The organism is Priestia sp. FSL W8-0524, from assembly GCF_038005965.1.
GTDB classification, from domain to species: Bacteria; Bacillota; Bacilli; order Bacillales; family Bacillaceae_H; genus Priestia; species Priestia zanthoxyli.
Window position 1 is genome coordinate 4,001,451 of record NZ_JBBOUG010000001.1, and the last position, 23,095, is coordinate 4,024,545.

Sequence of the window (23,095 nt, forward strand, 5' to 3'; positions counted from 1 at the left end):
TATATAAAAAGTTTCACCTCAGCTTGTAAGAAATCGCTTCAGGTTATCTCAATTAAATGGTCTTTACTTTTCTGTAAAAAAACGTATCAGCCGTTTCAAACCCATACTTTTGCGGAGTGAAAATCTGCTCTGTGCTCCCTACAAATAAGATGCCTCCAGGTGCTAAAGCTCTGCTAAACTTTTCATATAAAGCATGCTTTGCTTCATCGGTAAAATAAATAAGCACGTTTCGACAAACAATCAAGTCAACGTTTTTAGGAAAAGAGTCTGACAGTAAGTTATGTTTTTGAAAAATAACTGTTTTTTTGATTTTTTCATCTAATAAGTACCCGGTTCCTCTTTGTTGAAAGTACTTATTTTTCATCGAAACAGGCATTTCCTGAAGTGAACGTTCATCATAAAAGCCTATTTTTGCTTTTTCTATCACTTTTTCATCCAGATCGGTCGCCAATATAGAAATACGCGAAAGCGGAAAAAATGTTGATAAAACCATCGCTAGTGTATACGGCTCTTCCCCTGTTGAGCAGGCAGCGCTCCACACTTTCAGATCTGATTTTCCTTTTACAAGAGTCGGTAAAATTTTTTGCTCCAATATATCCCACCGCTGATAGTTGCGATAAAACTCTGACACGTTAATCGTCATCCGATCTAAAAACTCCTCAAGCAGTTTGTTGTTACTGTTCATTGCTCGATAATATTCAAAAAAACTAGAAAAACCTTTTTTTTCATACAGCGAGGTGAGGCGGCGGTGCATTTGAGACTGCTTATATAGTGATAAATCAATGCCTGTTTTTGTTTTTATTTTCTCCACAAACGCGTCGTATTCATCTATCATTTTTGACTCTCCTTTCTCATTCCTATACGGTTATGTTAGACGTATAAAGAAATAAAACCTTTATATACGCTTATCTTCTTATTAATATATCGGAATACATTATGAAAATGTTTATGCGGGGAAATCTTTGCACTTAATAGCCTAGAAGCTTGTTTATACACACAATAAAAAAGACGAATGAAAATTCATTCGTCTTTTTGCGCTATCTAAATTAGTAAATCCAAGCGTCTGCGTCTTTTTTATAGAAAGTCAGCTCTTCACTTTCAAAGAATAAGCTGATTTCACGCTCCGCACTTTCTGGTGAATCTGAGCCGTGAATAATATTCTTATCCACAATCAGTCCATAATCACCTCGAATAGTTCCAGGAAGCGCTTCTTGAGGGTTAGTTTTCCCCACCATTTGACGTGATACTGAAATCACGTTTTCACCTTCCCATACCATAGCAAAAACTGGACCTGATGTGATAAATTTCACTAACTCACCGAAGAAAGGTTTCTCTTTATGTTCACCATAGTGTGTTTCAGCTAATTCCTGCGAAATATGCATAAGCTTAGCTCCAACTAATTGAAAACCTTTTTTCTCAAAGCGAGAAATAACCTCACCAATAATGCTTCTTTGTACCCCGTCTGGTTTGACCATTAAAAACGTTTTTTGTATCATTTTACTCTCCACCCCTGAAGTTCATGATATGTAAACAAGTTTTGAAAGCGCAATCACACCTCATGAAGATATTAACATTGTTTCGAGCAGTTTACAACTTATGAAAGTAAATAAATCAAAATTTCCGTTTTCCAATGTACTTCGCAATTTGATGCAGCGTTTTTTTCGCCTTGTTTGGCGGCAGTTCTTCTAAAATGCTCATCGCTTTTTGCAGATAACGATCGCTCATTTCAAATGAACGTTCAATGGCGTTAGAAGATTTAATATCAGAAATAATTTCATCGATCAGCTCTTGCTCATATTCCCTCTCGAAAAGCTGTTCTACTTTATCTCGAAACTCAGCATTTTCAATGGCATACAAAACTGGCAGCGTAATATTTCCTTGCAGTAAGTCGCTGCCAACTGGTTTCCCAAGCTGTTCTTCTGATGAGATAAAATCTAAAATGTCATCCGTAATTTGAAATGACATTCCCACGTAATATCCAAACCAAAATAAACGTTTATGTATATCTTCAGGAGCTCCCGCTGCAATTGCGCCTAACTGACAGCTTGCAGCAATTAGCAGTGCCGTTTTACGTTTAATTCTACGCAGATACACGCGTAAGTTTTGGTTTAGGTTGTATTTGTCCTTAATCTGTTCAATTTCACCGAGCGTTAATTCCACCATCGTATTAGATAAAATTTTATGTGCTTCCACATCTTTAACCTCACTCATAACTTCAAGTGCACGAGCAAAGATGTAATCCCCTGTATACATAGCAATACGATTGTCCCATTTTGCCTTAATTGTTGGTTTTCCCCGTCGCTTATCAGCGTCATCAATAACATCATCATGAACAAGAGACGCCATATGAATCAGCTCAAGCGCTACTGCCACATGTTTGATTTGGTCGATATTGTAATGCCCAAATTTAGCTGCCAACAAAACAAATACAGGGCGAATTCGTTTCCCCCCTGCTTGTAAAAGGTGAAGAGAAGCATCTGTGATAAGTGTTTCATCGGTATGAACAGTTTGTTCAAGTTCTTTCTCAATAAGGGTAATATCCGTATTCAAAAAAGCGTACATCATTTTTAGTTTCATTGGACTCACCTTGCATTATATATTCATTCTTTACTCCTTATCCTACAGGCTGTTGCACCTGTAGGACAAGCTTTTTCTCTTTTATCGTTTGTACCCTAGATGCATCGCCGCTACTCCACCTGTGTAAGATTTCACTTCAACATCTGTCAAACCGGCTTCACGGAACATATCAGCCAATTGCTTTTGACCTGGAAAGTCCCTAGCTGACTCTTGAAGCCATGAATATTCATCATAGCTTTTAGCGACCATCTTTCCAAGCGCAGGCATAATATACTTAAAATAAAGCAAGTACATTTGCCGGTAACCAATCATCGTTGGCTGAGACGTTTCAAGGCAAACCACTTTTCCGCCAGGTTTCACGACGCGCTGCATTTCCTTTAAAACTTGAAGGTAATCGGGCACGTTGCGCAGTCCGAATCCAATCGTTACATAGTCAAATGAATTATCTTCAAAAGGAAGCTCCATTGCATTGCCATGTAGTAAAGTAATATTTGAAAAAGGTGAGTTTTTTACTTTCTCTTCACCAATCTTTAGCATATTTTGACTAAAATCCAGGCCAACTGCCTCTCCTGTTTCTCCAACTGCTTCAGCCATAGCTAGCGTCCAATCCGCAGTTCCGCAACAAACATCTAAAGCTTTTGTTCCTTTTTGAACATTCATTCGCTTCATCGTATCTTTGCGCCATGCCTTATGACGCTGAAAACTAATAACAGAATTCATTTGATCATAATTTTTGTATATTTTTTCAAATACGCCATGGACACGCTGTTCTTTTGATTGCTGCATATCTCTATCCTTCTCCTACGACATTTTTCAACACTTCTAAGCTAGATGTAAGTTCATCTAAGTGCTCTCTTAAAAACTCATTCATCGCAAATTCACTTCGCAAGTACCCTCTAACAATATTTACAGACTGTTGAGTATACGAATAAAGGTATTCTTTTATTTGTTCTTGATTCATGCCAATTTGTTTGCAATAGTTTAGCAAGAGAGTAGGCTCTTTATGCTGTAATGACTTTAATTGCTTTAATATCCCATTCAAATACGCTGCATGTTTTAGAAGTTCTTTCCACTCTTCACGTTCAAAATAGTCACATAAGCATCTTACAAACGATGATTCTGCTGCTAAAAAACTATTCATAACGTCGTGTGGATTAGTAGAGCGATTGTTATAAATGTGTATCTTAGCGATATTAATTTCTTTAATAGCAGATGCTATAACTTTCATTAAATTCAGCTGGCTGCTTTGAGCTAAATAGTAATAGTACAGGCCGCTGTAATAATCTCCGGCCAAAACTACCAGCTGCCTCTCATGCAGCTTCCCTTCATTTCCGCTAACATTTTGAGTGGAGACTAGATCGTGGGTATCAAGTGCGGTTTGAACGAGCATCACAGATAGCACAGAGCTGTTCTTTTTTTCTTCTTCCATTGAAAGAGTATCTAAGAACGAACACATGTACAGTAATCTATTTTCATCAATACGCGGATGATGAATATATTTTTTTACATATGGATGACTTAATTCAACATGAAGCTGTTCTTTCATGTTGGCCACAATATCATAGATGGTTTTTACGCTCATCATCCTTGTCTCCCTTTCCATCACTATTTGTTTAAAGTTCTTTTAACTCCAAATCGATAGTGTCAATTATAACATAATTACATTATAAAATATCCTTTAAATTCTTTTGAAGCTTTTTCACGGTTTAAATCCTTTAGCTGCTCATCCGCTTGAACACCGTTCATCTACATACCATCTTGATTTCTTAGACAGTAATTTAAGATATTGCTTTAGTTTCACCATGTTTTTCCTGTTCTTATTCATTTATTTTAAATATAAATAAAAGCAGGAAAATCCCTGCTTATTTTTTCGTATCGGATTCAATTTCTCCGTGAACAGTCTGAACGACGGCTTTGCCACGAATTTTAATTGCGGATGTATGCTCAGTAAACTGCGCAATCATCACTTCGCCTTTATCTAGTTTTTCTGAATGATGAAATCGCGTATCTGCTCCTCGCGTTAAGCCAATTACGTTAACTCCATCTTCGACCGCTTTAATGACAATATACTCTGGCGTTCCTTTTTGTGTCATATTCTCTTCTCCTTCATCATCCACATTATGATTTAATCAATGATAAAACTTCAGCTCTAGAACTTGCATCGTGTTCTAACACTCCACGCACAGCAGAAGTGATTGTCATAGCCCCAGGCTTTTTAATGCCTCGCATGGTCATACACATGTGCTCTGCTTCCACTACTACCATTACCCCGTGCGGCTCTAATGTTTCTACAATAGAATCCGCCACTGTAGATGTAATTCTCTCCTGAAGCTGAGGACGTTTCGCAACAGCCTCTACCGCTCTTGCCAGCTTACTTAAACCGGTCACTCGTCCGCCTTTTGGAATATACGCAACATGAGCTTTTCCGTAAAAAGGCACTAAGTGGTGTTCACACATAGAGTAAAAAGGAATATCTTTTACAAGCACTAGCTCTTCATGATCTTCTCCAAAAACTGTTTTAAAATGCTCTTTTGGATCTTCATTCAACCCGGAAAAGACTTCCTCATACATTTTAGCTACTCGCTTTGGTGTATCTAATAATCCTTCACGGTTTGGATCTTCGCCAATTGCTTCTAAAATTAGTCTCACAGCTTGTTCGATCTGTGGTTTATTTACAGATGACATGTTGTTGCCCTCCAATTCGTTGCATTACGACTTTATGAAAAAAATTCTAGCATATGTATATACCAAAGGCAAAAAAGAAAGGTCGCAAATGTGCGACCTTTCAAAGCTCTTCATCAACGGCTATGAATAAAGCCATTTTATGTAGATATTATTTTACAGCATCTTTAAGAGCTTTACCTGGTTTGAATGCAGGAACTTTGCTAGCAGGAATTTCGATTTCTTCGCCAGTTTGTGGATTGCGTCCTTTACGAGCAGCACGTTCACGTACTTCGAAGTTACCAAAACCGATAAGTTGAACTTTGTCCTCAGCTTTTAAAGCTTCTAAAATTGTATCGAAAACAGCATCAACTGCTTTTGTAGCATCCTTTTTTGAAAGCTCACTTGCTTCTGCAACAGCATTAATTAATTCTGTCTTGTTCATGCCATTCACCTCCTCCCAAAATCGGATCATATAATAACTAAAAACCTTGTTAGAAAAGGAATCTAGTAATTCGTTATATCTCATTCTTTAACAAAACAAATGGATATTATACATAACCTATGTATCGACAAGCCTAATCATAAACGATTGAACTAAATAATTCAATGTTTTTCATTCATCTGCCGTATGTATGTAGTGAAAACAGTATGATCGATCGATTTCTGTTAAAAGATTAACATATTGAACAAGGCATAGCAAGCAGAAAATAACGCAGGAATAGGATAACCACGCGATCTATCACAATATATGTAAAGTTTTGTATGATCTATCCAAAAAGAAGAGGCTCCTTTATGAGGAGCCTAACCTTATATTCTTATAAAATAATCGCGATTAAACCTCCAGATCCTTCGTTAATAATCCGTTCTAGCGTTTCTTTTAACTTATATCGCGCATTTTCAGGCATCAGCGACAGCTTTCCTTGAATCCCTTCTCTTACGATTGAACTTAGAGAGCGGCCAAATATATCTGAATTCCAAATTGAAAGCGGATCATCTTCAAAGTCTTGCATCAAATAACGAACTAATTCTTCGCTTTGCTTCTCCGTTCCGATAATCGGCGCAAATTCTGATTCTACATCCACTTTAATCATGTGTATAGAAGGTGCCACTGCTTTTAAACGAACTCCAAAACGCGATCCTTGGCGAATAATTTCAGGTTCATCAAGGCTCATATCTGAAAGCGAAGGTGCAGCTACACCATAACCCGTTTGCTTAACCATGCGAAGTGCATCAGAGACTTGATCATACTCGGTTTTTGCATGCACAAAGTCTTGCATTAACTGCAGCAAATGATCTCTTCCGCGAATTTCTACTCCCACGATTTCTTTCAAAATCTGATCATATAAGTCATCTGGAGCGTATAAGTCAATTTCGGCAATCCCCTGCCCCATCTCAATTCCGGCTAATCGAGCCTGATCGATAAACTCAAACTGGCTAAATTGCTCTACTACCCGTTCAACGTCTCTCAGTCTCTTAATATCTTTTACCGTTTCTTTAACGGCTTCTTGATAGCTTTCACGCAGCCAATGTTTATCTTTTAAAACCATTACCCAGCTTGGTAGATTAACGTTGACTTCTAATACAGGGAACTCGTATAGTGCTTCTCTTAATACGTTCATCACATCAGTATCGCGCATGCTTTCCACACTCATCGCTAATACTGGGATATCATATTTTTCATTAAGCTTTGCACGAAGCTTTTCTGTATCGGGATGATATGGCTGTACGGTATTAATAACCATGATAAAGGGTTTGCCTACTTCTTTTAGCTCATTAATGACGCGCTCTTCTGCTTCCACGTAATCTTGACGAGGTATATCTCCAATTGAGCCATCTGTTGTAATGACGACACCAATTGTTGAGTGTTCTTGAATGACCTTTCTCGTTCCAATTTCAGCCGCTTCGTGAAATGGAATTGGTTCTTCATACCAAGGTGTATTGATCATTCGAGGTCCATTTTCATCTTCGTACCCTTTAGCGCCTGGCACTGTATATCCTACACAATCTACTAACCGTATGTTAACTTCTAGCCCGTCATCTACCAAAACATTGACTGCTTGATTCGGTACGAATTTTGGCTCAGTTGTCATAATCGTTTTTCCAGCTGCACTTTGTGGTAGTTCATCTTGTGTGCGAGCTCTTTCTGCCTCGTTCTCGATGTGAGGCAGGACCACCAGCTCCATAAACTTTTTAATAAATGTAGATTTTCCTGTTCGAACTGCTCCCACCACACCTAAATATATATCGCCTCCTGTACGTTCAGCGATATCTTTAAATACATCCACCTTTTCCAAAAGATCCCCTCCGATCTATGAGTTCATGGAATATGACATCCATTGCGAGAGTAAATTAGGACACTATATAGTTATGACGTTGTCCTATTAAAATATGACTTTTGATAGAAAAATTTATGATTTTTTTCATGCACATGCTGACTTAGTCATTCTGATTTTCATTATTGGTGTACAAGAAAGAGAAAACCCCTTCTCTCTGAATATTATTCAAGGAGAAGGGGTTCATGACTTATTTTTTAAAAAATATTGGTTCATTCTTATCGTTAACTGTATAAGGAAGAGAGTAAGCAGGTACAAAATCACTGTTTTCCACAAGGAGCTTTCGGATATCTTCACCCGGTTTGTAGGAGCTTTTATGCTTTTGAATGGCATCATACAAATCAGGACGATAATCTACAAATACATCTCCCTGTCCATTAACAATTAAAGAAAGACTATTCCCTGTATACGGGCTAGTAACGACAGGGGGTTCTTTCATATTCAATTTCTTATAGTTAATAGAGAATACGCCGGGAGCGATGACGTCTTTAAACGGTACGTACCCTTTATGGTTTTGACGGTATATATTCAAATGTACATTAACATCTTGAATCGTATCCGCCATCCGTAAGTCTAATAATTTAACCGTGGGCTTTGTTTCTGCATCCACAAGCACGTACGCAAATATCCCTCCGCTTTCATACGAATTCCCAGGTGCGTCTTGCATGTATCTAGGAACAATTTTTGTAAAGTCAATCGGATATTTTTGATAAATCGGCGTGTCCATATCTTTCGTTTTTATCGGCAATAAGCCTCCGCTTTCTTCTTTAAATTGATCAACGGCCGTTTGTACGGAAGCAACTTGATCTTTATAAGGAACTTGATTTTGAGACATTCTTTCCGTCGGGTATAAACAACCGGATAATACAAAAATGGTTAACCCAACAATAGACGTTAGCATGAATTTTTTCATTTTCCTCACCCTACCATATGTACATTAAGCATCTGTCGGACCGCTGAATACAACAATTACCATAATAAGACCTGCTACAATCATGAGCGAATAGGCAATGAAAGCGAGTACAATTTTACCAACGCGGTTCGTGATTTTATAACGACTAAAGTAAATAGAAAATACCGCAATAAACATAAATACAATGGAACCCAATGAAATCCACATCTTTAACAAACCTGGCGACAAATTGCATCCACTCCTTTTTTCACCGTTATTATAACATAAGGACTTATAGTTAAGACGGATATTAATAGAACTTTCTAAATTAACTATTTATTCACCTTCCATTGATTTACGCTCTATAGTAATTACTTTCCTATTAAATTGACAAATTCCTGCTTTTTCACATAAAAAAAATCGAAGCGAAGGGGGCTCTTCGCTTCGACCGTAACTAAATATTCCCATACTAACAGTTCTACTCATCTTTATTTACACGTTATTTTATGCAAGTAAATGATTTTGGGTATCACCAATTGCCTATTTTTTCATATTTCTTTGCACTTAATTTAATTTTTCTCCTAAAACATTCGCTAAATCTTCCATTTCATGTGTTTTAGTACGAGACATAAGCGCGTCTACTGCATCTTTTGCCTTCACATCATTAAACAGTACATTATATAAAGCATCAGCAATCGGCATTTTCACGTCGTATTTTTGAGATAGCTGGTAAGCTGCTTTCGTCGTGCGTACACCTTCTACAACCATTCCCATATTTTCTAATACTTCGTCTAAATTTTTGCCTTTTCCAAGAAGATTACCAGCGCGCCAATTTCGAGAATGAACGCTTGTACACGTTACAATCAAGTCTCCAATCCCGGTTAAACCTGAGAACGTCAGAGGATTGGCGCCAAGCACCGTACCTAAACGAGCGATTTCAGCTAAGCCACGAGTCATAAGAGCGGCCTTCGCATTGTCACCATATCCAAGTCCATCCGTGATACCAGCAGCAAGAGCAATAATATTTTTTAACGCTCCCCCAATTTCCACACCAATCACATCAGGATTTGTATAAACACGGAAGTACTGTTGATTATTAAATAAATCCTGCACTTTTTCTGCTGCTTGTATATTTGTTGAAGCTGACGTCACGGTTGTCGGCTGCCTTCTACTTACTTCTTCAGCATGACTCGGACCTGATAAGACAACGATGTCTTTTGTATCAATTTCTTGTTGAATCATTTGAGATATACGTAAAAGAGAATCCGGTTCAATTCCTTTACTTACGTGAACAATTGTAAACAGTTCATCGGTAAGGGATTTTAGCTGTTGCAACACTTCACGAATGGCCTTCGTTGGAACAGCTAAAATAAGGGTTTCAACACCCTCTATTGCCTTTTCTAATGACGTAAAACCTTTAATCTGATGAGGAAGCTCTACACCAGGCAGATATTTTTCATTCTGATGCGTCTCGTTGATTTGATCAATGACTTGTTGTCTATGTCCCCAAATGCGAACATCGTGTCCATTTTCCGCCAATACGAAAGCTAATGCAGTTCCCCAACTCCCTGCTCCTAGTACAGCTATTCTTTCCACGCCGATCACATCCTCTGTTATTTTCTTGGTCTTGCAATAATTTTAATTGGAGTTCCTTCGAATCCAAAAGCTTCACGAAGCTTATTTTCTAAGAAACGTTTATATGAAAAATGCATTAGCTCAGGATCATTTACAAACACAACAAAAGTTGGCGGCTTGATTGCTACTTGAGTTGTGTAATAGATTTTTAAGCGGTTGCCGTTGTGAGTAGGCGTAGGGTTCATTGCTACTGCATCCATAATTACATCGTTTAAGATGCTTGTTTCTACACGTACCGCATGGCTTTCGCTTGCAAGATCAATCATTGGCAATAGCGTATGCGTACGTTTTTTCGTTTTAGCTGAAAGGAACACAATTGGAGCATATGTTAAGAACTGAAAATGCTCGCGTATATTTTCTTCAAATTTTTTCATTGTTTTTTCATCTTTTTCTACTGTATCCCATTTGTTCACAACAATGACGACAGCTTTTCCAGCTTCTTGTGCATAGCCAGCAATTTTCTTATCTTGTTCAATAATACCCTCTTCAGCATTTAATACAATTAAGACAACGTCTGAGCGTTCAATTGCCTTTAATGCGCGAAGTACGCTGTATTTTTCAGTACTCTCGTACACTTTTCCACGCTTTCTCATTCCAGCTGTATCAATAACAACATATTCTTGATCTTCTTTTGTAAACTTCGTATCAATAGCATCGCGTGTCGTACCGGCGAGATCACTGACAATAACACGATCTTCACCTAGAAGAGCATTAACTAATGAAGATTTCCCTACGTTAGGACGACCAATCAATGAAAATTTAATGACTTCTTCTCCGTAGTCTTCGTCTTTTTCTTTTGGAAAATGCTTAGCTGCCTCGTCTAACAGGTCACCTAAACCTAAACCATGGGTTCCTGAGATTGGGAACGGTTCTCCATATCCTAGTGCGTAGAAATCATAGATTAATTCTCTCATTTCAGGATTATCTACTTTATTAACGGCTAGGACGACGGGCTTTTTGGATTTGTATAAAATTTTCGCCACTTCTTCATCAGCTGCAGTAATTCCATCGCGTCCATTCACTAGAAAAATGATTACGTCCGCTTCATCAATTGCAATTTCTGCCTGCTGTTTGATCTGTTCTAAAAATGGCTCATCTCCAATATCAATACCGCCAGTATCAATAATGTTAAAGTCCAAATTCAGCCACTCACCTGAACTATAGATACGATCACGAGTTACACCCGGAATATCTTCTACAATAGATACTCGCTCTCCTACAATTCGGTTGAAAATTGTTGATTTTCCTACGTTGGGACGACCAACAATCGCAATAATTGGTTTTGGCATACGATTCTTCCCTTTCCTTGATCTTTTTTATGTATCGGCAACCAGTCTTTAATCGACTAAAGGTATTTATCTACATGTACAAATAAATAAGATCATTCGTTTTTCAAAAATTGAGGCCATGCAGCGTGGCATGACCTCTACTAATCGAGCATAAGCGATAAAGCAGGATTTTTATCAGCTCTTTCTTATACTGAACTGATTAACTGCCTATCCGCTGAATAAGCATTACTCTTTCAATCAAACAATTTTATCAAAAATCACCGGTAACAACAATATAATTTTACGAAATCTCTTCTTCTATTTGTAAGTACTTTGCTTTTGCCTGTGAGACTTCAGCACGTACAAATCTAAATAAGCAGAGAAATAAACCAGCATCTCCCAAATAAACATCGCTCCTACTGCTGTGGCTAAAACGTCGAGTGTACGAAGAGACCCTATTTCATAAGATGCGATATCCCGAATGACAACTGCGTATAAAAAGTCTCCTCCAACTACACCTAAAATGATTGCTGCGAATCTTTTTTCAGCATCTTTAACCACCATAAAGCAAATATATAAGATAAGTCCAGTCAAAATCCACTTACGATCAATAAAAATCCAGACAGGATCATAGAGCTCAAGTAAACAAAAACTAGCATAGGCAATTATTATAATGCCGCATACAATAACATAATATAACTGCTGAAATCGGCTGTAGCCTGAAGCATACACACACGCTACTCCCACTAAAAACAAAGCGGTGTAGCTACATGAAAACTGAGTCATATGCATGTTCATTCCGCTTAGGAGTATACTGATTAATATAATGGCTGCTACCTTCCAACGCCTAGCTGTTTTGGGCATAAGAAAAGTCGCAACAATCCATCCCATCCACGAAAGCCAATAAAAGAAAATTCCGTCCACTGAATATGGCACCTCCCCTATCTGTCATCAGTATGTATCAATTTTGGAAAACTTAATCGGGGTTTTAGAATAGAACCGCTTATTTTGGACAACCTATCAGAAAAAAGGAGGGAATATAAAATGGGAAAAGATCGTCAAGAGAAAAAATTAAAGGAATCAAAACGAGTTGAATCTGACCGTGATCAAGGACTTCACTATCCGGGAGCAACTAGCTTGCAAAGTCCTGAAGAAGCGCGCGAGTTAAATGAGCATAAATAAAAAAATGCGCTGACTAAGTCAGCGCATTTTTTATTTTAAAACTGGATGTGAAACAGGATAGGAACGTTCTTTCTTTCCTGTAAACAAAAAGAGAACTCCTCCCACTAACAATAGTGCTCCTGACAAATAAAATCCGAATTCCATACTTCCAAGTTTATCTGCAAAATATCCGGTAATGTAAGGTGCAAAGATCGATGACAGCATGCCGCTGAAGTTAAAAAAACCGTACACTTTAGAGTACATGGAAGAGGGAGTAATATCCGCCATATACGAAATTAAAATCGGATCTAATGCTAATTTCCCTATCAGACCGTACACAATTAAGCCGATTAATAGCCAAGAATAACTCTCTGTATAGGGAATAAAAAATTGACATAAAGCGCCCGCTACTGACAAACTCACAATTAATGCTTTTTTATTTGCAATTCGATCCGATATATATCCAAAGAAGATTGCTCCTGGAATAGACGCCCACGGTACTAAAGATGCTATGATGCCTGTTTGAGACCCTTCTAAGCCCCGCGAGTGCTGCAAATAATAAGGAAGCCACGTCAGCATCCCAAAAAATCCGTAAAGAGAACAGAAGATTAAAATGTATACGAAAATATGATTTTTTGTAAATAATACTTTTAGCGACTGCTTTGTTTCTTTATTTAGCGAATTTTTTTCTTGATCCCTTTGCTTATCTTTTACAAAGAAAGCTATTAAAATAGCTATTACTATAGTCGGAATAGCAAATAAGTAAAAAGTAAACTGCCAGTCTTTTTCTAACGTATATGTAATGTATGTAGAACCGATAAAACCAAGCGATATACCAAAAGCCATTCCACTATTGATGAGCGCAGACACTAGACCTCGGTATCGTTCAGACGTGATGCTTGAAGAAATTCCGTATTGTGAACCATAATACGTTCCTTCTCCAAGTCCTGTCAGCGCCCGCATGAGCAAGAACATACCGAAAGTAGTCGTAAGTCCTGTAAAGAATGTGGCAACTCCAAACAAAATGTATCCAGCCACTAAGATCTTAACGCGACCAAATCGATCTGCCAAAAAACCCGTTGGAATCTGCATAGCTGCATACGCTGCAAAAAATACGGTAGACATTAGCCCAAGTTCAGCTTTATTAAGATCCCACTGCGCACCGATATCTCCCATAACTGGAGATAAAATATTACGATCTGCATACATGAAAACCCAGCCTAAAAAGAAAAGAAAAATTGTAAATATAGGATGTCCCTTTTTCATTACGCCACCTCTTTTTTCTGATTTTTCTGTTTATTTAACTTATTATAAGTGGCTAACGTTTGGGATTTCATGCTTTTTGTCACTTCTTCTGCCAACATTTTTTGTTTTTTTTAATGAAAACGCGATCATTCATCTTCTAAGGAAATAAAAAAGCAAGCAGTTAACTGCTTGCTTTTTTATCATCTGTTATTAAATGCTTCTATAGATACATTTCGCTGAGTCAGCCAGCTATGGGTATCCCCTGTAATAACTAGAGGCATTTGCTGAAGCTTAGCAATAGAAGTTGCTCCTAATGCAGCCATGATAAACGTTAACTCCTCATGCAGCTCGGCTATCTCTTCTACGACTGCTTCTAAACCAGACTTCATTAAAATGGATAGAAAATATCCTGCCATTCCCGTTGCAGAAGCTCCTAACGCAATGGACTTAGCAACATCCATAGAGGTTTGAATACCTCCTGAACCAATAATGGATATACCTTCTACGTGCTGAGATACTTCCGCTAAAGAAGCTGCTGTGGAAATTCCCCAATCATTAAAGAAGTGAAAATGTTTTGCTCGTCTTTCATTTTCGATTTTCGAAAAATTGGTACCACCGTACCCACCAATATCAACGATTTCAACACCAACATCTTTAAGTTTTTGCACTGCTTGAGCGCTCATCCCAAAACCTACTTCTTTGACAATTACAGGAACGGTTACTTCTCGGACAATTCGTTCAATACGACGTAATGCATCGGTAAAATCACGATCTCCCTCTGGCATGACCAGTTCTTGTATAACATTTAAATGAATTTGAAGTCCATTTGCTTCAAGCATATCAACCGCTTTTTTAGCTTGTTCAACTGTAGCTTCACTGCCTAGGTTGGCAAAAATAATTCCGTTAGGGTTTTCTTGACGCACTACTCTGTATGATTGTTCTTCCTTTTCATCTTTAATCGCAGCCATCTGCGATCCAACGGCCATTGCTAATTGACCATGATGAGCAATTTGAGCAAACGAACGGTTAATCCGTTCCGTTTCTTGTCCGCCTCCACCCGTCATAGCATTTATAAAAATTGGCGAACTTAACAAAAGTTCGCCAATTTTTGTATCAATATGAACATCGTGCACGCCTGTATTTGGTAAGCTATTATGAACGAAGCGAATATCATCTAGCCCGTGCAGCCGATGCTGTCCCGTTTGAATCGCATGATGAATGTGATCAATTTTACGTTTTGCTCTGCTCACAAATCATCACCATTACTTATCTTAATTTTTTTAATTGATCCCCAATCATATCACCTAATTGGAAGCCTTTTGACTCTTCTTGTAATTCATAGTCACCGTAATCTTCTTGCTCTTCTTCCTCAAGGTCACGAATGCTTAACGAAACGCGTCGTTCTTGTTCATTCACATCAAGTACTTTTACCGTCACTTTTTCGCCTTCAGAAAGAACTTCATGCGGTGTCCCGATATGCTTATGTGAAATTTGAGAAATGTGTACAAGTCCTTCTACTCCAGGTAGAACTTCCACAAAAGCTCCAAAAGATACAAGTCTTTTAACAGTTCCATCTACTACATCACCTTGGCGAAGCTTCGTAGAAATGTTGGACCATGGACCTTCTAACGTATCTTTAATAGATAATGAAACACGACCCGTTGATTTGTCAACAGATAATACTTTGACTTTCACAGTATCTCCCTCAGCTACTACGTCTGAAGGCTTTTCTACACGCGTATGTGAAAGCTGAGAGATATGCACTAGCCCATCTACTCCGCCTACATCTACAAACGCACCAAAGTCTGTTAAGCGCTGAACGGTTCCTTCTAAAACCTGACCTTCTTTTAATGACTCAAGAACATTTTCTTTTTGTTGTACAAGCTCTTCTTCTACAACTGCACGATGCGAAAGGATCACGCGATTTTTTTCTTTATCTAATTCCACTACTTTGACTGTAAGAGTTTGATCTTGATATTCTGCGAAATCATCAACGAAATGAGTTTCAACAAGAGAAGCTGGAATGAACCCTCTTACACCAATATCTACTACTAATCCGCCTTTGACAATTTCTTTGACTACCGCTTCAAACACTTCACCTGAAGAAAGTTTTGCTTCTAAACCGTCCCATGCTTTTTCAGCATCTACAGCCCGTTTAGATAACACAAGCACATCGTCTTCCACTTTAATTACTTTCGCTTCGACTTCGGCACCTTCTTGGATTACATCCCCTGCTTTTTCAATATGTAAGCTCGCTAATTCACTAATTGGAATAATACCGTCTAGTTTGCTGTTAGGCACATCTACATACACTTGCTTTTCTTCTACTTTTGTAATAGTACCTTTTACTGTTTCTCCTACTTCTAATGACGTTACCTCTACTTGATTCATATCTTCTGTCATCGTCTTTTCCTCCTCCAATATCCATCTACAATATGTATTCCCTTGTAAGAGTTCTTCACTCTTTTAGCTCATCATTATTGTATATAGCTCTGTATAGAAAAAACTCTCTTTGTTACTAACTTCTAATAAATAGAATCTTTTGTCAAGTCATAAGGTTACAAACTATTGATATTTTTCAATTAATTCACCAATGCTTTTCATAATAACTTCGGTTACTTCCTCGGCTGATGCCTTTCGTTCACGAAGTTCATCCATCTGAATTGGCGGTCCGTACACTACTTTTAACCTTGCAAAACGCTTATATGGACCAATAACAGCACAAGGAACAACAGCTGCTTTTGAACGCAAAGCAAAAAAGCCTACTCCAGCCATTCCTTTTCCTAATTTTCCATCTTTACTTCTTGTTCCTTCTGGAAATAATCCAAGCACTTTTCCTTCTTTTAAAATCTTTAACCCTTGGCGCAAAGCTTCACGATCTGCCATCCCCCGCTTTACAGGGAACGTTTCTAACTTTGGCAGAACCGTCTTCAGAAAAGGTGCTTTAAACAGCTCTGCTTTTGCCATAAACGAAATAGGCCTTGGACACGTCACACCTACCGTAGGCGGATCTAAGTTGTCAATATGATTTGAACAAAGCAAAACTCCGCCTTCTGAAGGGATATTTTCTGCACCGATTACTTCATAACGATAAACTGGTGTTAAAATACCTTTTACAATGCCACGTGCAAACATATAAAAGCTCAAAATCATCCAATCCTTTCGTTTGTAATAGAAAGTATTTTTTCTACAACTCCTTCAATCGATAAGGAAGTTGTATCGATTTCAATTGCATCTTCAGCTTTTTTAAGAGGTGCTACTTCACGCTCAGAATCCAGCTTGTCTCTGCGGGCAATTTCTTCTTTTAAACGCTCTAAATTTGATTCAAAACCTTTTTTTATGTTTTCATCATGGCGTCGCTGTGCTCTTTCATCCACAGACGCTAATAAAAAGATTTTAACTTCTGCCTGAGGAAGCACGTGTGTACCGATATCACGTCCATCCATTACAACGCCTCCATCTTTAGCAAGACCCTGCTGTCTCGCTACCATCTCTTCACGAACTGCACGATGTTTCGCGACGATGGATACAGAATTGGTTACTTCTGCGGAACGAATTTCACTTGTAACATCCTGTCCATTTAAAATGACTATCTGTCCAGATTCAGACGGTTTTAAATCGATTACTGTTTCGTTAAGCAAATGCAATAGCTCTTCTTCATTTTGCAAATCTACCTGGTTTTTCTGCGCTTGATACGTTAGAGCACGATACATCGCTCCTGTATCAACATAAATATATGATAAGGTTTCTGCTATAATCTTTGCCACTGTACTTTTCCCAGCAGCTGCAGGGCCGTCAATCGCGATTGAAATTTGTTTTTTCATAAGTGCCTCCCTTAATTTCAAAACAGGAACAAACCACTTTCATCTTTTATACAATGAGCCATTTTATATGAAACGTTTATAAACGAAAAAAAGAGCAGGGGGTCTTCTCCTGCCTGGTGTTCACTGCATGTTTCTTTCCTAGTTATTCTACCATACGTCCGACTACTGGTCGAATGTTTCAATAATTTTATTAAAATTATTTTTGCTAACTCCCTCATACTGAATGACCTTTGAGAAATATGTACTGTGACTGCTAGATAGTAAAATACATTGGGCAATTATTAAAAACACAAATTGAATAACCACTAATTTAATTAAAATTCGTTCTATTCGATTCATCTTTTTCTCCTTTTGTAAGAAGTGATACCTTTGCTTACAGTTTAGGAAAGAGAAGTTTTTTTTATACGCTAAAGAAGACCTTTTCTCCTTAGGTCGAGCTGACGCTTTAAGGTATAACGAATCATCATTTCTTTCGTTTGTTTTTCCATGTCCATAAATTTAATAGATAGCTGACCTACTTTACAGGAAGTCGGGGCGGTAATTCGTACAACTTCCCCTTTTAATTCAAGATGCTGCAAAGTTCCCTCACGATTAGGAAGACTTAATCGTACAACAACGGAATCTTTCTCATTAAAAAGCAGCGAATGATGGAAGGAGCCGGCTACTCCACCTGCACTGATGTTTTTAGTCATAATTTCCATTACGGCCTGCTGTTCTTGTTCACTTTTTATCACCGCCTTCACTGTAAGCGGCACACGGAAAAAATTTCTTCTTTGGATAGATTTTAACTTTTTATCGCCCGGGTAAAAGAGCTTTACTACAGGCATGCCTTTTATTTCACGCCCTGTTACTTCAGTTGGAAAGGTATATACATTTTGATTATATCCGATAAACGTAGCCAGCAATTTTGTACCTTTTAGTAAAAAAGCACTTCGCTGCGTTTCTTCATTTAGCGGATAGCTAATATAAATCACGTCTTCCGTAAACTCAACTACCTTACATCGATACGTTTGTTGTAAGGTAGACTCTCTGTACCCGCTCTCTAACGTCAACCTCATTCCCGCTTTTATCATCTTCTCTCTCCTTCAGTTCCACTATATACACTTTTTCCCTTTATTTAAACATAGTCAAATATATTTATTTTGTAAATAAAAATTAGTCATTTAGACTCAAAAAAACTTATACAACACAAAAAACCGGTGTCTATAGACACCGGTTTCTCAGCTTTATACTTCATTATATAAAGGTTCTGAGTTTTGCAGTTTTTCGACTTTCTCTTCAAAACCCGTATCGGCATTGATAAAAATACGATACGTATCATTTTTAATTGTCCCTAAAAACTCATAGCATAGCACTTCTTCGTTTAAATCATTTGTAATAATTGCCAAGCGGTCTTCCATCACTTTTACATTCGAGTTTAGCTTGGTTTTTGCCTGTTCTTTCGAAATTTTAGGTTTTGGAATATCTCTTGTACGATGTTTTAATAAGAAGTCTTTAGCTGAGAAGCCAATCACAGATCCATCTTCTAAAGACATTTTCATTTTAACTGAATCCGGATAAATCCGAACTCCACTTTCCGTTTGCTCAACGAATGTAAAGACTCCCATGTTATCGTATTGAGCGCTTTCAGCCATCACTAGGCTTTCAAAACGATGATCTTTTAAAAACTTAGTCGCTTTGTTCATAGCATCGTTTAAACTAATATTTTGTTTTTTAATATCTCGATCTTCGAGCACCCAAAGCGGATATCCACCTTTTTGGGTAATATCCATATACGTCTCTTGTTTAGTCTTTGGATCTGTAATGGTTAAGCTGTACACCTCATAATCGGCATCTTTTCCGCTCTTTACAATATGAATTTGTTCATTTCCTTTTAAATTCAAAAACGAACGCGCCACTTGTTTGGCAACATCTTCACTAACTTCTCTACCTTTTAATTGATGAAAAGCGTTTTTTTCCTGTTCATTCGTTGCATTCATAACCCCTAAATCTGTTTCGGCAAAAGAATCCATACTTTTTTCAACGGTTTTTAATCCGTCAATAATCGTATTGTCCCCTTGCTTTTCTTTTGTGGCTAGAGCTAGCTCAACATCCATCCAGCGCAAGTTATTATCAATGACTAGATGCTGTACTTGGCGCATTTCATTTTGAATTTCGCCTGACTGATCATAAAGCGAATTTAACGTTTTATACTCTTTATCTGTTAAGGGAGATTTGCTTAAATCCCTTACCGCCACTTTGTACGTAAAGTCACCAACATCTGAAAGAAACTCTTCTGTTTTATTGAACGGTAAAAGCGATAAAGGCAGCTGTCCTACATTGTTATGAGCTTCAGAAGTTAAACGCCATACTTCTGCAAGCGCGGGCGAAAGCTGATCTCTCGAACTCATGGCAAGCGTGCCACCGATTTTATCATTTAATAAATCTAGCTGATATGACAAATCATGAAATGCTCGTTGATACGTATTCTCCGCTTGAAGCAGCACAGCATCTTTTTCTTGATGTTCGCTGTACCCCCAATACCCTACACCTACAACACCAATAGCTAATAATACAATTAAAATTGTTCGAATCATGTTTCCTTCACCTCTCTTTATCGACAGAAAATGTGTTTCCCGATTTGCTTAATTTGAGGACGTGACCAAATCCATGCGCTTGTTGCTGTATCCGGATTAAAGTAATAAATAGCATTCCCAGTAGGATCCCATCCGTTAATCGCATCCATAACCGCTTTTTTAGATGTTGGATTGGGTTCAAGCCAAATTTGCCCATCTGCTACGGCAGTAAATGCACGCGGTTCAAAAATAACTCCAGCGACTGTATTTGGAAATGACGGACTGTTAACTCGGTTTAAAATAACGGCCGCTACGGCTACTTGGCCATTATATGGTTCACCCCGTGCTTCACCATGCACAGCATTTGCCATGAGCTGAATATCATTTTGTGAAAACCCGCTCGGTACATTCACCGCTGTTGGCTTTTGTGCTTTTTCTTTCTGTTGTTCAGAATTTCCTTTAGACGTATTACGCTGCGGCTGACTGGCAGGTTTTTTTGCTTGAGAAGATCCGCTTTGTGCTTTTTGCTGACCATTGTTCCCGCTGCTTTTCCCACTGCTACCGCTTCCTTTAGACTGCTGATCAAGAGGCTTACCGCCATAGTGCGTAAACTTATTGCCTTTTCTAATTTGATTTTTCACATAGCTTTCGTGATATTTTGTTGCGTTAGCTAATTTAATCTTTGTTTGCCAGCCTGCTAAACCGTCAATCTTTTTAATGCCAAATTCATATTGAAAATTGCGCAGTGCCCAGTATGTGCTCCATCCAAATACACCGTCAATTTTCCCGTTATAATAACCTAAATACTGAAGTCTCGACTGCAGCTCAATAACGTCATCTCCAACTGCTCCGTGTTGAATGACTTGATTTGAAAACGCGTGAGCGGCCTTTGGACTCACAACGGACGCTGCAATAAATGAACATATGCATATGAGACATGCATACTTTTTAAAACATCGAAATGATAACATGACAAAACCTCCTACATCGTATGTAACTGATAAGATGATAGGAGTATTTTTTGTAAAGGTTGTTTTTTTATACAAGATGCGCAAAATTTACCGAAATGAAAAAACTCAGCTTGTAAATCTCTCAAAAAAGATTTACAAGCTGAGCCTAGACAATCGATGGCTGTTTGGCCTTTTTTACTTTTCTTAATGCCAGCCACCATAAATAAATCATAAATGGAATAATAATAAATACCCAATGATCCATTGTTTTTAAAATATAATCATATGTTCCATGTAAAATGAGCGGCGCAAATACGGAATACAGCGTCCACTTCGTTTTTTCCTTTCCTTCAGAAAACTTTGCTTTCCCTAAATAATACCCCATAATGACGCCGAATAAAGCATGACTAGATACGGGTAAAATGGCTCTTCCTAGCGCTGATTCTAAACCATTTGCAAATAAATATAAAATATTTTCAACGGTAGCAAAACCTAATGAAACAGCTGCCCCGTAAACAATTCCATCGTAATGCTCATCAAATTCCACATGCTGATAAATCGTGAAATATAAAATGAACCATTTGAAAAATTCTTCTAAAAAGCTTGTTGTAAAAAATGCTTCAAGAAAAGGTGATTGAAAAACGTGTTCTTCACCAAATACATATTGAATAAACATAATTGGCAAAACAAGCATTGCTCCAAAAATAAATGTTTTTAATACCATTGAAATAGGCTCAGTTTCATATTCATCTTTCAAATAAAAAAAACTTAACAATGCCAATCCTGGCGCAATGCCTGCAGATACAATCGCCAACATAAATAGCGCCTCATCTCCTCTATTTTTTTTAATAGTAACATGTTATCTTTAGGATGAAAATCTCCGTCTATAATGTCCTTATCTTTATATGTAAATGCTCACATAACTTGCTGTCGATTTACAAAGCCTAACAAAGACCTTAAACAAGTATACCAAAAAATGTATCATACTTATACGAAAAATTGAAAGGAGCTCTCTATGAAAACTGTTTATATTCTTCACACCGGTGGCACAATCTCGATGAAAGAAGACATGGCAACTGGAGCGGTAGCACCAGATATTCAAAACCCCCTTCACCGCTCAACATCATCTGTTTCAGGTATGGCCAATGTAATCGTAGAAGAAGCATTTCATCTGCCTTCTCCTCACATTACTCCTAAGGAAATGCTTATACTTTCAAAAAAAATACGCGATAAAATTAATGAAGGCAAAATTGATGCAGTCGTGTTAACCCACGGCACGGACACGCTGGAAGAAACCGCTTATTTTTTAGATTTAACAGTGCATACAGATATTCCAATTGTCTTAACTGGAGCTATGAGATCAAGCAATGAAATCGGTTCAGACGGTCCTTATAATTTTATATCTGCGGTTCGGGTGGCTATTAGTGACGGGGCAAAAGGAAAAGGTGTCTTAGTTGTAATGAACGATGAAATTCATACCGCTGAAAATGTGACCAAGACCCACACAAGCAACGTGGCGACATTTCAAAGCCCTCAGTACGGGCCAATAGGATTAATCACAAAACGCGGCGTATCTTTTCACCACATGCCTACAGAACATGAATTTTATCCTGTTAATCAAATAGATAAACAAATCACTTTATTAAAAGCTTATGCAGGAATGGACGACCATTTATTTCAAGCAGTGGCTTCAATGAATGTTGATGGACTTGTAATTGAAGCCCTCGGTCAAGGAAATCTGCCTCCTCTCACCATTCCAGGAATTCAATTGCTTTTGAAGCGAAAGATACCCATCGTGCTCGTTTCTCGCTGTTTTAATGGAATTGCTCAAGATGTATATGGGTATGAAGGCGGTGGCAAGCTGTTAAAAGAGATGGGCGTTATTTTTTCAAATGGCTTAAATGGTCCTAAAGCACGCATTAAACTGTTGGTTGCTCTCCAAGTAACAACGAATCATGATGAGCTGCAGCAGCTATTTAATCATTAGTAAA

Annotated in this window: 26 protein-coding genes; 2 read left to right on the top strand and 24 right to left on the bottom strand. The window is 38.0% G+C overall.

Annotated features, from left to right (window positions below; genetic code table 11):
- Positions 1–52: 52 nt before the first annotated feature.
- From NST66_RS20900 to NST66_RS20965, 14 genes are all read right to left on the bottom strand, one after another.
- Positions 53–835, bottom strand: coding sequence for a CheR family methyltransferase (locus NST66_RS20900; RefSeq protein ID WP_047749875.1), 783 nt, complete (start codon positions 833–835; stop codon positions 53–55).
- A gap of 211 nt (positions 836–1,046) precedes the next feature.
- A complete protein-coding gene (ndk, locus tag NST66_RS20905) occupies positions 1,047–1,496 on the bottom strand; it encodes a nucleoside-diphosphate kinase (RefSeq protein WP_013059010.1) in 450 nt (149 codons plus the stop codon).
- A 115-nt stretch (positions 1,497–1,611) separates the two neighbouring features.
- Positions 1,612–2,577, bottom strand: a complete 966-nt coding sequence (hepT, locus tag NST66_RS20910; RefSeq protein WP_028411507.1) for a heptaprenyl diphosphate synthase component II — start codon at positions 2,575–2,577, stop codon at positions 1,612–1,614.
- Positions 2,578–2,658: 81 nt separating this feature from the next.
- Positions 2,659–3,363 carry a demethylmenaquinone methyltransferase gene (locus NST66_RS20915; protein WP_013059012.1) on the bottom strand — a complete coding sequence of 235 codons (705 nt, stop codon included), beginning with the start codon at positions 3,361–3,363 and terminating at the stop codon, positions 2,659–2,661.
- A gap of 4 nt (positions 3,364–3,367) precedes the next feature.
- Positions 3,368–4,159, bottom strand: coding sequence for a heptaprenyl diphosphate synthase component 1 (locus NST66_RS20920; RefSeq protein WP_230624662.1), 792 nt, complete (start codon positions 4,157–4,159; stop codon positions 3,368–3,370).
- 280 nt (positions 4,160–4,439) lie between these two features.
- Positions 4,440–4,670, bottom strand: coding sequence for a trp RNA-binding attenuation protein MtrB (gene mtrB, locus NST66_RS20925; RefSeq protein ID WP_028411509.1), 231 nt, complete (start codon positions 4,668–4,670; stop codon positions 4,440–4,442).
- Between the two features lie 25 nt (positions 4,671–4,695).
- Positions 4,696–5,262 (bottom strand): GTP cyclohydrolase I FolE, encoded by a 567-nt coding sequence (gene folE / locus NST66_RS20930; protein WP_013059015.1) that lies wholly within the window; start codon positions 5,260–5,262, stop codon positions 4,696–4,698.
- Positions 5,263–5,410: 148 nt separating this feature from the next.
- Complete coding sequence (locus NST66_RS20935) at positions 5,411–5,683, bottom strand: HU family DNA-binding protein (protein ID WP_013059016.1); 273 nt, start codon at positions 5,681–5,683, stop codon at positions 5,411–5,413.
- A gap of 373 nt (positions 5,684–6,056) precedes the next feature.
- On the bottom strand, positions 6,057–7,535 hold the full coding sequence (gene spoIVA / locus NST66_RS20940; RefSeq protein ID WP_013059017.1) for a stage IV sporulation protein A: 1,479 nt from the start codon (positions 7,533–7,535) through the stop codon (positions 6,057–6,059).
- 229 nt (positions 7,536–7,764) lie between these two features.
- Positions 7,765–8,487, bottom strand: coding sequence for a hypothetical protein (locus tag NST66_RS20945; protein WP_028411510.1), 723 nt, complete (start codon positions 8,485–8,487; stop codon positions 7,765–7,767).
- 24 nt (positions 8,488–8,511) lie between these two features.
- Positions 8,512–8,715 (bottom strand): DUF2768 domain-containing protein, encoded by a 204-nt coding sequence (locus NST66_RS20950; RefSeq protein ID WP_028411511.1) that lies wholly within the window; start codon positions 8,713–8,715, stop codon positions 8,512–8,514.
- Positions 8,716–9,030: 315 nt separating this feature from the next.
- Positions 9,031–10,062, bottom strand: coding sequence for an NAD(P)H-dependent glycerol-3-phosphate dehydrogenase (locus NST66_RS20955; protein WP_013059021.1), 1,032 nt, complete (start codon positions 10,060–10,062; stop codon positions 9,031–9,033).
- Positions 10,063–10,079: 17 nt separating this feature from the next.
- A complete protein-coding gene (gene der, locus NST66_RS20960; RefSeq protein WP_014458340.1) occupies positions 10,080–11,390 on the bottom strand; it encodes a ribosome biogenesis GTPase Der in 1,311 nt (436 codons plus the stop codon).
- A gap of 297 nt (positions 11,391–11,687) precedes the next feature.
- Positions 11,688–12,293 (bottom strand): YphA family membrane protein, encoded by a 606-nt coding sequence (locus NST66_RS20965; protein ID WP_028411513.1) that lies wholly within the window; start codon positions 12,291–12,293, stop codon positions 11,688–11,690.
- 120 nt (positions 12,294–12,413) lie between these two features.
- Between NST66_RS20965 and NST66_RS20970 the strand changes: the two genes are divergently transcribed.
- Entirely contained in the window at positions 12,414–12,551 is a 138-nt protein-coding gene (locus tag NST66_RS20970) for a YpzI family protein (protein WP_013059024.1), read from the top strand.
- A gap of 30 nt (positions 12,552–12,581) precedes the next feature.
- Here the strand turns inward: NST66_RS20970 and NST66_RS20975 are convergent, their stop codons facing one another.
- The 10 genes from NST66_RS20975 to prsW form a co-directional block, all read right to left on the bottom strand.
- Positions 12,582–13,796 (bottom strand): MFS transporter, encoded by a 1,215-nt coding sequence (locus tag NST66_RS20975; protein ID WP_028411514.1) that lies wholly within the window; start codon positions 13,794–13,796, stop codon positions 12,582–12,584.
- Between the two features lie 179 nt (positions 13,797–13,975).
- Positions 13,976–15,025 carry a type 2 isopentenyl-diphosphate Delta-isomerase gene (gene fni / locus NST66_RS20980; RefSeq protein WP_098112919.1) on the bottom strand — a complete coding sequence of 350 codons (1,050 nt, stop codon included), beginning with the start codon at positions 15,023–15,025 and terminating at the stop codon, positions 13,976–13,978.
- 16 nt (positions 15,026–15,041) lie between these two features.
- Positions 15,042–16,178, bottom strand: a complete 1,137-nt coding sequence (gene rpsA / locus NST66_RS20985) for a 30S ribosomal protein S1 (protein WP_028410732.1) — start codon at positions 16,176–16,178, stop codon at positions 15,042–15,044.
- 162 nt (positions 16,179–16,340) lie between these two features.
- Positions 16,341–16,928 carry a lysophospholipid acyltransferase family protein gene (locus NST66_RS20990; RefSeq protein ID WP_033579748.1) on the bottom strand — a complete coding sequence of 196 codons (588 nt, stop codon included), beginning with the start codon at positions 16,926–16,928 and terminating at the stop codon, positions 16,341–16,343.
- Positions 16,925–17,599, bottom strand: coding sequence for a (d)CMP kinase (gene cmk / locus NST66_RS20995; protein ID WP_033579747.1), 675 nt, complete (start codon positions 17,597–17,599; stop codon positions 16,925–16,927). The genes NST66_RS20990 and cmk overlap by 4 nt, the downstream gene beginning before the upstream one ends.
- Positions 17,600–17,761: 162 nt before the next feature.
- Positions 17,762–17,938 (bottom strand): YpfB family protein, encoded by a 177-nt coding sequence (locus tag NST66_RS21000; RefSeq protein ID WP_013059030.1) that lies wholly within the window; start codon positions 17,936–17,938, stop codon positions 17,762–17,764.
- Positions 17,939–18,006: 68 nt separating this feature from the next.
- Positions 18,007–18,672 (bottom strand): flagellar brake protein, encoded by a 666-nt coding sequence (locus NST66_RS21005; protein ID WP_033579746.1) that lies wholly within the window; start codon positions 18,670–18,672, stop codon positions 18,007–18,009.
- A 153-nt stretch (positions 18,673–18,825) separates the two neighbouring features.
- A complete protein-coding gene (ypeB, locus tag NST66_RS21010) occupies positions 18,826–20,175 on the bottom strand; it encodes a germination protein YpeB (protein ID WP_014458333.1) in 1,350 nt (449 codons plus the stop codon).
- 17 nt (positions 20,176–20,192) lie between these two features.
- Positions 20,193–21,125 (bottom strand): spore cortex-lytic enzyme, encoded by a 933-nt coding sequence (sleB, locus tag NST66_RS21015; RefSeq protein WP_028411519.1) that lies wholly within the window; start codon positions 21,123–21,125, stop codon positions 20,193–20,195.
- Between the two features lie 145 nt (positions 21,126–21,270).
- Positions 21,271–21,921, bottom strand: a complete 651-nt coding sequence (prsW, locus tag NST66_RS21020; RefSeq protein ID WP_028411520.1) for a glutamic-type intramembrane protease PrsW — start codon at positions 21,919–21,921, stop codon at positions 21,271–21,273.
- A 198-nt stretch (positions 21,922–22,119) separates the two neighbouring features.
- Here prsW and NST66_RS21025 point away from each other — a divergent pair, with 198 nt between their 5' ends.
- Positions 22,120–23,091 (top strand): asparaginase, encoded by a 972-nt coding sequence (locus NST66_RS21025; RefSeq protein ID WP_028411521.1) that lies wholly within the window; start codon positions 22,120–22,122, stop codon positions 23,089–23,091.
- The last annotated feature ends 4 nt before the right edge of the window (positions 23,092–23,095 follow it).